Origin of the sequence: Nostocoides sp. (assembly GCF_037045025.1) — a bacterium.
Lineage (GTDB): Bacteria > Actinomycetota > Actinomycetes > Actinomycetales > Dermatophilaceae > Nostocoides_A.
Window position 1 is genome coordinate 353854 of sequence record NZ_JBAOHM010000018.1, and the last position, 12898, is coordinate 366751.

Here is a 12898-nt window from a genome sequence, read left to right on the forward strand (position 1 = left end):
ATGGCAAGCACCTTGCCAGCTCGCGCGTACGATTCGGAGGGCGGTTACGACAACTGCACCCAACAGCACGGGACCATCACCACTCGCGGATACGCCGCGCCAGGGAGCATCCAACGACACACGCAACAAGGACGCACCAAGCAATGGGATCCAGTCTATGGCGTCTGGTACTACAAGAGCTGGAATAGAGGCCTCATCAATGGCGGCTGGTATATTGAGGCGCTCGACAATGGGGGTGCCGTGGGCGACTTGAACACGGCGCTTACCGACGGCTACTGCATCTGGTGACCGACCGCGAAGATGCGGCGACTAGATTCACGCGGATCTGGTTTGTTTCCATGCTGCTTGGCGCTGTTTTCGTATCAAGTTGCACCGGAAATTCGGCTGAACGCAAGCCCGCCACGAACTCGGCCACATCGGGACGGATCGGCGCAGCACAATCCAAGCACGGCGATGCGATCATCCGTTGCCTGAGCGACAAGGGCTGGAAGGTCACCGACACTGGCGATAGTTTCGAAGTTGATGTTGGCCCAGAGCAACAGGCCGCCTTCGATGCAGACGACAGGGCGTGTCTCGCTGAGGTGGGGGCAAGTCTCCCGGCGCCAAAGCTCTCCGAAGCTGACTTCAGACATCTCTATCGTCATCAATTGCGCATGGTCGAATGTCTCCGGCGGTTCGGATACCCTCCGGTCGACTCTCCGCCGTCCGAACAACAATGAGGCTTATTCACGGTGGGGGAATGTAATAAAATCGCGACATTCTGACCGGAGCGCCTAACAAAGCCACAGCCCGCTCCAAGAGAAGATTGGGTTACCACACTCAAACCTCCAGATCGGGCCGTCGCGAATGTATTCTACCACCGGTTACACCAGAGGCCAGATCGACCGTCTCGTCCTCCTGATCCGCGACCTGCAGAACGCGGATATTCGCTGGCCTACCCGCCGTCGCTGGGACTGCGGAAGTCGATCATCATCACCCTGACCTATCTGCGCCGAAACCAGCACCCAAGACAGACCTGGCCGACCGGTATGCCACCTCCCAGCCCACGATCTCGCGGACGATCGCCGCGATGACCCCGGCCCTGGCCGACGCCACCGCCGACTGGATCCCGGTCGCGGACGACCTCGACCCCGAGGTCCCGCTGATCATCGACGGAACCCTGCTCCCGTGCTGGTCCTGGGCCGATGTTCCCGACCTCTACTCCGGCAAACACCACACCACCGGTGTCAACGTCCAGGTCGCCGCCACCCTCTCCGACCGCCTGCTGTGGGTCTCCGATCCCCTTCCCGGGTCCACCCACGACCTGACCGCCCTGCGCGCCAGCGGCCTCCTGGACGGCAACCGTGCCGCCACGATCATCGCTGACAAAGGCTACATCGGCGCCGGCCTGATTACCCCCATCAAAAAGCCACCCAAGGGAGAACTCACCGACGACCGGAAACAATTCAACAAAGAACTCAACGCGATCCGCGCCACCATCGAACGAACCATCGCCCACCTGAAAACCTGGCGGATCCTCCACACCGACTACCGGCGGCCCTACCACACATTCGCTCAAACCATCACCGCTGTCCTCGGGCTACAATTCCTGAAACTAGCCTTGGCGTGCCTGATTCCTTCCGGAGTTGGAGCCCAATAGAATAGGTTTCCATGGGAAGGGAGCAATGAGTTTCATGAGTACGAGCAGAGGGAACTTCTCACCGGAGTTCCGTGAGCAGATGGTCGAGTTGTACTTGAGCGTCAAGGGTCGTAAGAACCTGTCCCAGGTCGCTCGGGAAAATGGTATCGGCGCGGAGACGTTGCGGAACTGGGTCGGAACTGGGTGAAGAAACACCAGGAGGCGAACCCGACCGACGAGGCGCCGTTGACGATTTCCGAACGCGCACGACTCGAACAGCTCGAACGCGAAGTTCAGGAACTCCGGCTGGAACGGGAGTTCCTGGGAAAAGGTGTGCCACGAACGTTGGAGGTCGCGATGTGTAGGTGATCGTGGCTGGTGGCGGTGCTGTGCAGGTGATGAAGGTTTGGCCCTTCGGAGTCGCCCTGTGGGGGGGCCGGTACGGCTACCGTCGGGTCCACGCCGAGCTGCGCCGGGCGGGTCAGTACTGTGACCCGGAGACGGTACGTTCGATCATGGCGGAGCTGGGCTTGGAAGCCTGCCAGCCGCGGACCTCACGCCGGCAGACGACCAAGGCCTCCCGGGAGGCGGTCACGATCCCGGACCTGGTCGGTCGGGACTTCACCGCGGCCGTGCCCGGGGCGAAGATGGTCGGCGACATCACGTATGTCCGCACCGATGAAGGCTGGTTGTATCTGGCGTTGGTCATCGATTGTTTCTCCCGCGCTATTATCGGGTGGGCCATGGCCGATCACTACCGGACCGAGTTGATCACCGACGCCATTCAGATGGCCGCCCGGAACGTCAAGCTGCCGGCCGGCGCGGTGTTTCATTCGGACCGGGGCAGTAATTATACGTCCGACGAGTACGGCCGCGTGTTGGGCGAGTTGGGGATTTCCCGGTCGGTGGGTCGGACCGGGATCTGCTACGACAATGCCCTGGCCGAGTCCACCAATGGGGCGATCAAGGTCGAGTTAGTCAACCGGGAGAAGTGGCCGACCCGGAAATCAGCGTCCGCGGCTATTGCGGCGTACATCGAAATCTACTATAATCATCAAAGGCTCCACTCCGGACTGGGATACCAGACCCCGCGGGAAATGTTGGACGGGTACCAAAACCACCGGCCAGCCGCCTGAGAACCAAAGCCACCGACTCCGAAAACAGTCCGGCACCCCACCTCGTGAATAAGCCTCATGGTTAGACCACAAACCGGTGTCCGCTGAGGCGCTCGCACAAGTGCCACAGCTCGCCGGCCCGGTCCTGGTCATGTGAGGCGCGGCTGGAGCCGACCGGGCGCGGATGACCGCGCATCTCGGCCACACCCGCGGGCCCGATATAGCTGCCGCCCGGCAGATCGGCGACGGTCGCGGCATACAGGACGGGCAGGGCGCCCATCGCCGCGCTCTGCGCGATGAACGGGTTCTTGTTGGCCAGCCGGAACAACGGGTCGGTGAAATTGCCGCTCTGGCCCTGCAGGTTCGTCGCGGCATACCCCGGGTGGGCGGCGACCGAGCGGACCCGGGTAGCGGCCGCCGTCAGCCGGCGCTGCAACTCATAGGCGAGCATCAGGTCGGCCAGTTTGGTGTCGGAGTACGCGGACCAGGAACGGTAGCGCCGGGTCTCGAAATCGGGATCGGTGACATCGACCTGACCGAAGCGATGCATCTGCGAGCTGAGCCAGACCACCCGGTCGGTCAGCAACGGATAGAGCATCGCGGTGAGCAGGAACGGACCGAGGACATTCGTGGCGAACTGCAGCTCGTGGCCCTGCGCCGACCGACCGAAGGGCACGGCCATGATCCCGGCGTTGTTGACCAGGGTCTCGATCCGCCAGTCGCCGACGCCGTCGGCGAAGGACCGGACCGAGTCCAGGTCGCACAAGTCGAGCCGCCGGGTCTCGTGACTGCCCGGTATGCCGCTCCTGACCGCGTCTGCCTTGGCCACGTTGCGGCACGCGAACACGACATGGGCACCCTTGGCGCACAACTGCTTTGCGGTCTCAAGGCCAAGCCCGGAGTTGGCCCCAGTCACCACGAAGACACGTCCGTTCTGGTCCGGAATGTCCTTCGTAGTCCAGCGTCTCATCCGTGCTCCCTGATCCCCACCAGCCTATCCGGAGACGGCGGAACGCGCTGTGATGAAGGCCGCAGCGCAGCGGCGAACATCCTCCTCGCTGTGGGCCGCGGACAACTGCACCCGGATGCGCGCCGCACCGGCCGGAACCACCGGATAGGAGAACGCAATGACATAAACGCCGTCGGCGAGCATGGCGTCGGCGACCTGCCCGGCCAGGCGCGCGCCATCCGGCCCGCGGAACATGACCGGGATGATGGGATGCTCGCCCGGCAACAGCTCGAACCCCGCGTCGGCCATCAACCCGCGGAAGAGGGCCGCGTTGTCGCGCAACCGGATCCGCGCGTCGGTGGCCGCGCGGGCGAGGTTGAGTGCGGCATACGAGCCGGCGGCGACGCTTGGCGCCACGGCGTTGGAGAAGAGATAGGGGCGGGAGCGCTGCCGGAGCAGGTCGACGATCTCCTGATGGCTGCTGATGTAGCCGCCAGACGCTCCGCCCAGCGCCTTGCCAAGGGTCCCGCTGAGGATGTCGACGCGGTCGCGGACGCCGAAGTGCTCCGGCGTCCCGGCGCCGCTCTGCCCGATGAAGCCGACGGCGTGCGAGTCGTCGACCATCACTAGGGCGCCGTACTCCTCGGCGAGATCGCAAATCTGCGGCAGGGGAGCAAAGGAGCCGTCCATCGAGAAGACGCCGTCGGTGACGATGACAACCCGGTGGGCACCGGCGCCGCGGGCGGCCGCCAACTGCCCCCGAAGATCGGCCATGTCGGCGTTGCGGTATCGATACCGGTCGGCCTTGGCCAGCCGGATGCCGTCGATGAGCGAGGCGTGGTTGAGTTCGTCGGAAATGATCGCGTCGCCTTCGCCGAAGAGCACCTCGAACAGGCCGCCGTTGGCGTCGAAACACGACGAATACAAGATCGTGTCATCGGTGCCGAGGAAGTCGGACAAACCCTCTTCGAGATCCTTGTGCAATGTCTGTGTGCCGCAGATGAAGCGGACACTGGCCATGCCGAATCCCCACTGCTCCAACGCATCCCGGGCAGCGGCGACGACCTCGGGGTGGTCGGCGAGGCCGAGGTAGTTGTTGGCGCAGAAATTGAGCGCCTCGCCTGCGGTGGTCGCGATGTGGGCCGACTGAGCGGTCGTCAACTGCCGCTCGGATTTGTAGAGCCCGGCGTCGCGGATCTCGGTCAGGGTGGTGGCGATCTCGTCGCGCAAACCGGCATACATCGGGCTAGTCCTCCCAGTTCATGATGACCTTGCCGCACTGCCCAGAGCGGGCGATGTCGAAGGCCTCCGCCCACTGTGCGGCTGGCACCCGGTGAGTGATCACCGAGCGCACCGCATCGGCCAGCGTCGGCGAGGTCTGCAGCATCGCGCCCATGGCATACCAGGTGTCGAACATCTCGCGGCCATAGATGCCCTTGATCGTCAGCATGTGCGTGATGACCTTGCCCCAATCGATCGGGTAGGGCTGCTTGGGCAGCCCGAGCATCGCCACCCGTCCCCCGTGGTTCATGTTGTCGATCAGCTCGGCCACGGCGGCCGAAGCGCCGGACATCTCCAAAGCGATGTCGAACCCCTCTCGCATCCCCAGCGCGGCCTGGGCTTCCCGCAGAGTCTGCCGGGAGGTGTTGACGACGAGGCCGGCCCCAGCGCCCGCAGCCAGCTTAAGCCGCACATCGGACAGATCGGTCACCACGACATGCCGCGCGCCGGCGTGCCGGGCGATCGCCGTCGCCATCACCCCGATCGGTCCGGCCCCGGTGATCAGGACGTCCTCACCCACCATCGACCACTGCAACGCCGTGTGCGTGGCATTACCCAGCGGGTCGAACACGGCGCCGAGGTCCGGCTCGATCTCGGGCGGCTGGACGTAGACATTCGAGGCGGGGATGACGACATAGTCCGCGAAGGCGCCGTCGCGGTTGACTCCGACACCGATGGTGTTGATACACAGGTGGCGGCGCCCCGCCCGGCAGTTGCGACAGTGGCCGCAGACGACGTGGCCTTCGCCAGAGACCCGGTCGCCGACGGCCACCGTGCCCGCCGGGACGTCCTCGCCGACCTCGACGACCTCGCCATAGAACTCGTGGCCGACGACGAGCGGAGGCGCCAGCGTCGCGGCTGCCCACGGGTCCCAGCCCTGGATGTGCAAGTCGGTGCCGCACAATCCCGCGCGCAGCACGCGGATCTTGACGTCGGTGGGGCCGCCGTGGGGCTCGGCCACCTCGATCAGCTCCAGGCCGGGACCGGCCTGCGGTTTGACGAGTGCGCGCATCCTCCACCTTCCTCGCGGGGCGGACCCACCCTATGCCCGGCGCGCGAGCGAAGGCGGGCGCAGCGCGAGGGAGATGGCAGGATCGACGCCATGATCGACCACTTCGGCATCAACTGCTCCGACTTCGAGGCGAGCGCCGCCTTCTATGACGCCGTGCTCGGCGTCCTCGGGCACGCTCGGGTCATGGACTTCGGCGTCGCCATCGGCTATGGGGTCGAGGGAAAGCCGCAGTTCTGGATCAGCAAATGGCCCGGAGCCGAACCCAATCGGGAGATGCACGTAGCCTTCGCCGCCCCCGACGCGGCCATGGTGCGGGCGTTTTATGACAAGGCGGTCGAACTCGGCGCGGAGAGCCTACACGCGCCGCGGGTCTGGCCGGAATACCACCCGGGCTACTTCGGTGCGTTCGTTCGTGACCCGGACGGCAACAACATCGAGGCCGTCTGTCACTGCGCCCCCGAGGGTTAGGCCGAAGCTGCGGGCACGGCCGCCTGGCGGGCCCGCGCCGCATTGCGCGTGATCGCCTCGAGGATCTCCGGTATGCGGTTGCGTGGCAGGTCGTGGCCCATGTCCGGGAACATGAGCAGCCGCGAGCCGGGGATGGCGCGGGCGGTCGCGATTCCGCCGCTGGGCAACACGAGCTTGTCGGCGAGTCCATGGATGACCAGGGCAGGCATCCGCAACCCGGCCAGCCGCGGCGTGCGGTCGGGGCTGGCTTGGATCGCGAGGAGTTGCCGCAGCCGGCCATACGGGTCGGGATCGCGCTCGATCGCCGCGGTGATCATCGCCCGCACCTCCGCCTCCTCGAATTGCGGTCCAGAGATCGCGCGCCACGCGGCGACACCCGCTTCGATCGCCCCGTCCCGATCGGCCGGGCGGGGGCTGAGCATGGTGCGGCGCAACTCGGGATACATCGAGGTCGCCGGCCGGCCCTGGCGCCGGTTGCCGGTGTTGGACATGATCGAGCAGAGGCTCAGGACCCGGTGGGGGCAGTCGATGGCCAGTTCCTGGGCGATCATGCCGCCCATCGACAGGCCGACGACGTGTGCTGCGGGGACCTGCAGGTGGTCGAGCAGCCCCGCGGCGTCGGCGGCCATGTCCTGCAGGGAGTACTCGGACTTGGCCAGCCGACTGCTCGCCATGCTGCGCAGGACGTCTTTGCGCTGCGGAACGGACTCGGACTTGGTCGACAAGCCGATGTCGCGATTGTCGAACCGGATCACCCGGAAGCCCGACGCAGCCAGGCCGTCGAGGAAGGGTGGCGGCCAGGCAATCATCTGAGTGGCCAGCCCCATAATCAGCAGCATCGGCTCCCCGGCCCCCTGCTCGTCATAGTGCAGGCGGATTCCGTTGACCTCGGCGTCAGGCATGCTGCAGTCAATCACGACGCGCCGAAACCTCGCGGAAACCCGGATGTCGCCGGCGCGACCACCACGATTGGGACACTGGCGGCGATGACACCCTCCATCCCCACCCGAACCACCCTCGTCGCTCTGGCCGCCATCGTGGCCGTGATCGTGGCCGGCTGCCTACCCGACCTCACCACCGGCTCCTCGACGGGCCCGACCACCCGTGCCTCCGCAACGTCCTTGGGGCCGAGCGAGCCGGAGAGTTCCCCAGCGGCAACGGCATACGAACCGAAAAAGCCGAAGTTGCCCACCGCGGCGCGCCGCGCCAATGGCGCCGGGGCGGCCGCCTTCACCGGCTACTTCTTCGAGCTGGTCGGCTTCGCCTGGGCCATGCCGCAGACCGGCCTGATCGAGGACGTTTCCCTTCGAGATTGCCAAGCCTGCGCGAACTACGCGGGGGAGGCGGATCGGCTGATCTCCACGCACGAGCGCTTCGCCAGCGATCCGTTGGCGGTCGAATCGGTCGACGTGGTGACCAAGACCGGGGACGGCTACGAGATCCGCGCCGACGTTGAACAGCTCGCCGCCCGGGTCTACAACCTCAACGGCTCCCTTGCCCGCAAGCAGGCGAGTGAGGCGCTCACGATGGTCGTGCAGACCAAATGGAGCAGCCAGGGCTGGCGGGTCGTCTCGGTGCGCAAGGAATAGTCCTGTGGATAACCGGGCCAGCGGGGTCGGTGGCGCCGCCTACGCTTAGCCGTATGCCGTCCCTCGCCGAAGCCCTGCACGCCGCCGTCGCGGCGCTCGGGGGCAGCGAGCGCCCCGGCCAGACGCGCATGGCCCAGGCCGTCCAGGACGCGATCGACACCGGCGAGCACCTGCTCGTGCAGGCCGGCACGGGCACCGGCAAGTCGCTCGGTTATCTCGTGCCGGCCGTGTTGCACGCCGCCGCGAGCGGCCGGCCGGTGATCGTGGCGACCGCCACGCTCGCGCTGCAGGGACAGATCATCGATCGCGACCTGCCGCGGCTGGCGGGCGCGCTCGAGCCGCTGCTGGGGCGCCGCCCCCGGTTCGCGCTGGTCAAGGGCCGGCGCAACTATGTCTGCCAGCACAAGCTGGTCGGGGGATTCCCGCCGGAGGACGAGGGCGGGCTCTTTGAGGTCGCCACGGTCGACGCCTCGGCCTCCCGGTTGGGCAAGGAGATCACCCGGCTGCGCGACTGGGCCGAAGAGACCGACTCCGGCGACCGGGACGAGCTGGTCCCAGGGGTCTCGGAGCGGGCGTGGCGACAGGTCAGCGTCAGCGCCGAGGAGTGCCTCGGCCAACGCTGCCCCATGGTTTCCGAGTGCTTCGTCGAGCGCTCGCGGGCGCTGGCCAATGACGTCGACGTCGTGGTGACCAACCACTCGTTCATGGCGATCGACGCCTTCGAGGGCCGGTTCATGCTGCCCGAGCACGAGGTGCTGGTCATCGACGAGGCTCATGAGTTGGTCGACCGGATCACCTCAACGATCACCGACGAGATCACGCCGGGCACGGTCCGCGCCGCAGCCCGCAAGGCCGGCAAGGCCGAGGGTGCCGAGCAGCTCGCCGACTGCGCGGACGCGCTGGAAGCTGCGCTGGAGCGCCTGCCCGAGAGCCGCCTCGACTCGCTACCCGACCAGCTCAAAATCGCCTTGACCACGGTGCGCGACGCCGCTCGTGCCGTGCAGTCCGCGCTCAAACCCGAGCCGGGGGACGGCGCCGACAGCGGGCGCCAGGTCGCGCTCGCCGCCGTCGGCGATGCCTTCGACACCAGCGCGCGGATCCTGGAGGAACGCGATCTCGATGTCGTGTGGGTGCGCCTCGACGCGCGCCGAGGGGCGGTGCTGCACGTCGCACCGATGAGCGTCGCCATGCTGGTGCGCGAGCGGATCTTCACCGAGCGGACGGTCGTGCTCACCTCGGCGACGCTGGAACTGGGCGGCAGCTTCGACGCGCTCGCCGGAACCATCGGGCTGCGCGGCCCCGGGGCGCCCCGATATGCCGGCCTCGACGTCGGGTCCCCCTTCGACTACCCGGGCCAGGCCATCGCGTATGTCGCCGCGCAGCTGCCGCCGCCCGGGCGCACCGGGCTGAACGATTCACTGATCGATGAGATCGAGGCGCTGGTGCGGGCGGCCGGCGGCCGCACGCTCGGGTTGTTCAGCTCGATGCGGGCCGCCCGGGAGGCGACCGAGGCGATGCGGGATCGGCTGGCGGACAGCGGGATTAAGGTTCTGTGCCAGGGCGAGGATCAGGTGCCCACCCTCGTGCGGCAGTTCGCCCGTGAGTCGACGACCTGCCTGTTCGGCACCTTGACGCTCTGGCAGGGAGTCGATGTCCCCGGCTCCAGCTGTCAGCTGGTGATCATCGACCGGATCCCGTTCCCACGACCGGACGATCCGCTCGCCAGTGCCCGCACCGAGGCGATCGGCCGGATGGGCGGCAACGGCTTCATGGCCGTGTCCGCGACCCACGCGGCGCTCCGGCTGGCCCAGGGCGCGGGTCGGCTGATCCGCACCGGCACCGACCGGGGCGTGGTCGCCTTCCTCGATTCGCGCATGGTCACCGCCCGCTACGCCGGCTTCCTGCAACGCTCGCTGCCGCCGTTTTGGCCGACCACCGACCGGGCGCTCGTCCTCCAGGCGCTGCACCGGCTCGACGCGAGCGCCGCCGCGCCGCTGCCCGTGGCCGAGCCCGGGCGGCGCAGCGCCGGGGGCGCGCCGCCTGCGGATGACGCCCCGGAGGGGCCCGCGGGCGAGCGCGTGGACGCCGACGGCGCCAGCCACGCCAAACCGGTCGCGGCCGACCCGCCGCCCCCCGAGAACGCCCGGACCGCCGTGACCCTCGGGCACCCGTGGACCGAGCAGGACGATGAGGAACTGCGCGACGGCATCGAGATGGGCCTGACGCTCGCCGAACTCGCCGAGTCGCTGGAACTGCCCGAGGAGATCGTCCAGGCCCGGCTCGACGGCCTCGGGTTGACCGCGGCCAGTACGCCCCAGCTGAGCTGGGATTAGCCGGCGGTCGTGGACGGCGTCCAGGCCCGAGCGGGTCACCTCGAGGGGGCGGCCCGGCCGCCGTTCGCGCGGCGGGCCGTGCTCGCCGCCGCTGCCGCTCAGGCGCTCGCGCTCACCGCGGGCAGCGCCGGCTATGGCTATCACCGCGACGAGCTCTATTTCCGGATGCTGCCGGCGCAGTGGAACTACCTTGACCAGCCGCCGCTGACGCCCGGTCTGCCCCGGCTGAGCACCCACCTGGCCGATCAGGTGTGGGCGCTGCGCCTCCCGGCGACGATTGCGGCTGCGCTCTCGGTGATCCTGCTCGCGCTGATCACCCGCGATCTCGGCGGTGGCCGGGCGGCGCAGGTCCTGTGCGCCTGGGGGTATGCCTTTGCAGCGATGCCGCTCATGCTCGGTCATGTCCTGCTCACCGCGACGATCGACCTGCCGCTGCTGCTGGCGGTGGTGGTCCTGGTGCTGCGGGCAGTCTCGGGCCGACCACGCACGTGGCTATCGGCCGGCATCGTCGCGGGAGTGACGGCATACACCCGGCTGTTGGTTGTTGTCGTGGTTGGCTTGCTGGTGCTCGGGCTGGTGGTCCTTGGGCCAAGAGCGACGCTGCGCACGCCATGGCCGTGGCTGGGCGGGTTGATTGCCGGAGCGATCGCGATTCCGGTGATCGCTTATCAGGCCGGCAATGACTGGCCGCAGCTGCGGATGGGTGAGGCACTGGCCAGCGCCAACGCGGGTGAGGTGCGCTCGTTCTTGCCGGTCTTGTTGCTGCTGATGCTCGGCCCGCCGCTCGTGCTCGTCTGGGTGCTTGGCATCGGGTGGCTGCTGCGCGCTCCGCAGCGGGGGCGCGCCGGTTTCCTCGCGGTGGCGTTCGCCGGCCTCGTTGCCTTCACGCTGGTCTCGGGCGCTCAGCCGCATTATCCGATCCACCTGCTCAGCGTCATGTATGCCGCCGGCTGCGTCCCCGCGGGCCGCTGGCTTGCCGCGCGCCGCCGGTGGCGCGCCGTGGCGAGCGCTGTCGTCGCGGTCAACGCCGCCGTGGCACTCGTCCTCGCGCTCCCGGTCATCCCGGAAGCGCACCTGGGGGCGACCCCGATCCCGGGCATGGCGCAGCTGGTCCGCGACCAGGTCGGCTGGCCGGCCTATGTCGAGCAGATCGCCGCGGCCCACGTTCAGGTTGCCGACGGCCGGCCGCTGCCGATCCTGAGCGCCAACTACGGCGAGGCCGGGGCGATCGACCGCTACGGGCCGGCACTCGGTCTGCCGCATCCCTACAGCGGGCATACCGGCCTGGGTGACCTCGGTCCGCCCTCCGGCGACCGGGTGCTGGTCGTCGGCGGGCAACTCGACAGTGCTCAAGAGATGTTCGAGCGGTGCACCGTGCTGGCCCGGCTCGACAACGGCGTCGACGTCGACAACGAGGAGCAAGGCCAGCCGATCGCCCTGTGCACCGGCCCCCGCGCTCCGTGGCCACAATTGTGGCCGCGTCTGCGCCACCTCGACTGAGCCGTCGCCGACCACCTGTCGGTGGCTCGTGGCAGTCTTTCCCGTATGCCGCTCGAGGTGCCCGCGCTCGTGCCGCCCCTCGTGCTCATTCACGGTCCCGAGACCGTGCTCGCCGAGTGGGCGCTCGCCCACGTGCTCGCCGACGTCCGCGCCAGCCGCCCGGACGCCGAGATCCTGCGGTTGGCCGCGCTCGAGGCCGGGCCGGGAGAGCTGGCCATGCACGCCAGCCCCAGCCTCTTCGGCGAAGCCAAGGTCATCGTCATCGCCGACGCGGACGAGGCAGGGGAGGAGGTCCAGGCCCAGCTGCTCGCCGCCATCGGCGCCGCCGATGACGACCTGACGCTCGTCGTGCTGCACAAGGGCGGCAACCGCGGCAAGCGCATCGTCGATGCCCTCAAGGGCGCCAAGGCACGCGTCTTCGAGGCGGCCGCCGTCAAATCCGACCGCGACAAACACGACTTCGCGATCAACGAGTTCCGCCGCGCGAGCCGCAAGGTCACCCCCGAGGCGGTGCGGGCGCTGCTGGAGGCCGTGGGCAGCGACCTGGCCGAGCTGGCCGCGGCCTGCAAGCAGCTGGTCGACGACACCACCGGCACGATCGACGAGGGCGTCGTTGCCACCTATCACGGCGGCAAGGTCGAGGCGACCGGGTTCAAGGTCGCCGACGCCGCGATCGCCGGCGACGCCGCCGAGGCGCTGCGCCTGCTGCGGCACGCCCTCAGCACCGGTCTCGACCCGGTGCCCATCGTCGCGGTGCTGGCCAGCCAGCTGCGCCAGCTGGTGCGGGTCGGCGCCGCCGGCCACGGCCGCTCGGCCGATCTGGCTCGCGAGCTCGGGATGGCGCCGTGGCAGGTCGACCGGGCCCGGCGGGCACTGAGCGGGTGGGATGGCGCGGCGCTCGGCCGCTGCATTCAGGCGGTCGCAGCCGCCGACTTCGACGTCAAGGGCGGCGGCCGCGATCCGGTCTATGCCGTCGAGCGGGCGATCTTGACGATCGCCGCCGCCCGGCGCGGCGACTAGCATCCGGCGCCCG

13 protein-coding genes are annotated in these 12898 nt (G+C 68.4%); 9 read left to right on the forward strand and 4 right to left on the reverse strand.

What is annotated here, in order from left to right; all coding sequences use genetic code 11:
• Window positions 1–284: 284 nt before the first annotated feature.
• The 4 genes from V9G19_RS26900 to V9G19_RS26915 all read left to right on the forward strand — a co-directional run bounded on the left by V9G19_RS26900 (window position 285) and on the right by V9G19_RS26915 (window position 2754).
• A complete protein-coding gene (locus tag V9G19_RS26900; RefSeq protein WP_462288439.1) occupies window positions 285–719 on the forward strand; it encodes a hypothetical protein in 435 nt (144 codons plus the stop codon).
• 350 nt (window positions 720–1069) lie between these two features.
• Window positions 1070–1639 (forward strand): HARBI1 family protein, encoded by a 570-nt coding sequence (locus V9G19_RS26905; protein ID WP_462288440.1) that lies wholly within the window; start codon window positions 1070–1072, stop codon window positions 1637–1639.
• A 34-nt stretch (window positions 1640–1673) separates the two neighbouring features.
• Complete coding sequence (locus V9G19_RS26910; protein ID WP_462288441.1) at window positions 1674–1826, forward strand: transposase; 153 nt, start codon at window positions 1674–1676, stop codon at window positions 1824–1826.
• A gap of 190 nt (window positions 1827–2016) precedes the next feature.
• Window positions 2017–2754: an IS3 family transposase gene (locus tag V9G19_RS26915; protein WP_462288442.1), complete on the forward strand. Its 738-nt coding sequence runs from the start codon at window positions 2017–2019 to the stop codon at window positions 2752–2754.
• 61 nt (window positions 2755–2815) lie between these two features.
• On the opposite strand, the gene V9G19_RS26920 is transcribed toward V9G19_RS26915, so the two are convergent.
• Genes V9G19_RS26920 through tdh form a run of 3 tightly spaced genes read right to left on the reverse strand, consistent with a single transcriptional unit; the run spans window position 2816 to window position 5975 of the window.
• Complete coding sequence (locus tag V9G19_RS26920) at window positions 2816–3703, reverse strand: oxidoreductase (RefSeq protein ID WP_462288443.1); 888 nt, start codon at window positions 3701–3703, stop codon at window positions 2816–2818.
• A gap of 24 nt (window positions 3704–3727) precedes the next feature.
• Complete coding sequence (locus V9G19_RS26925; protein WP_462288444.1) at window positions 3728–4924, reverse strand: glycine C-acetyltransferase; 1197 nt, start codon at window positions 4922–4924, stop codon at window positions 3728–3730.
• Window positions 4925–4928: 4 nt separating this feature from the next.
• Window positions 4929–5975 carry an L-threonine 3-dehydrogenase gene (gene tdh, locus V9G19_RS26930; protein ID WP_462288445.1) on the reverse strand — a complete coding sequence of 349 codons (1047 nt, stop codon included), beginning with the start codon at window positions 5973–5975 and terminating at the stop codon, window positions 4929–4931.
• Between the two features lie 90 nt (window positions 5976–6065).
• Between tdh and V9G19_RS26935 the strand changes: the two genes are divergently transcribed.
• Window positions 6066–6443, forward strand: coding sequence for a VOC family protein (locus tag V9G19_RS26935; protein WP_462288446.1), 378 nt, complete (start codon window positions 6066–6068; stop codon window positions 6441–6443).
• Here V9G19_RS26935 and V9G19_RS26940 read toward each other — a convergent pair.
• Window positions 6440–7345 carry an alpha/beta fold hydrolase gene (locus V9G19_RS26940; protein WP_462288447.1) on the reverse strand — a complete coding sequence of 302 codons (906 nt, stop codon included), beginning with the start codon at window positions 7343–7345 and terminating at the stop codon, window positions 6440–6442. The two genes, V9G19_RS26935 and V9G19_RS26940, sit on opposite strands and share 4 nt — an antisense overlap.
• Before the next feature lie 84 nt (window positions 7346–7429).
• Here V9G19_RS26940 and V9G19_RS26945 point away from each other — a divergent pair, with 84 nt between their 5' ends.
• Genes V9G19_RS26945 through holA form a run of 4 tightly spaced genes read left to right on the forward strand, consistent with a single transcriptional unit; the run spans window position 7430 to window position 12885 of the window.
• Entirely contained in the window at window positions 7430–8032 is a 603-nt protein-coding gene (locus tag V9G19_RS26945) for a DUF6318 family protein (RefSeq protein ID WP_462288448.1), read from the forward strand.
• Window positions 8033–8085: 53 nt separating this feature from the next.
• The gene (locus tag V9G19_RS26950; RefSeq protein WP_462288449.1) at window positions 8086–10365 is read left to right on the forward strand and encodes an ATP-dependent DNA helicase; all 2280 of its coding nucleotides are present in this window, start codon (window positions 8086–8088) and stop codon (window positions 10363–10365) included.
• 9 nt (window positions 10366–10374) lie between these two features.
• A complete protein-coding gene (locus V9G19_RS26955) occupies window positions 10375–11865 on the forward strand; it encodes a glycosyltransferase family 39 protein (protein WP_462288450.1) in 1491 nt (496 codons plus the stop codon).
• A 45-nt stretch (window positions 11866–11910) separates the two neighbouring features.
• Window positions 11911–12885, forward strand: coding sequence for a DNA polymerase III subunit delta (gene holA, locus V9G19_RS26960; protein ID WP_462288451.1), 975 nt, complete (start codon window positions 11911–11913; stop codon window positions 12883–12885).
• The last annotated feature ends 13 nt before the right edge of the window (window positions 12886–12898 follow it).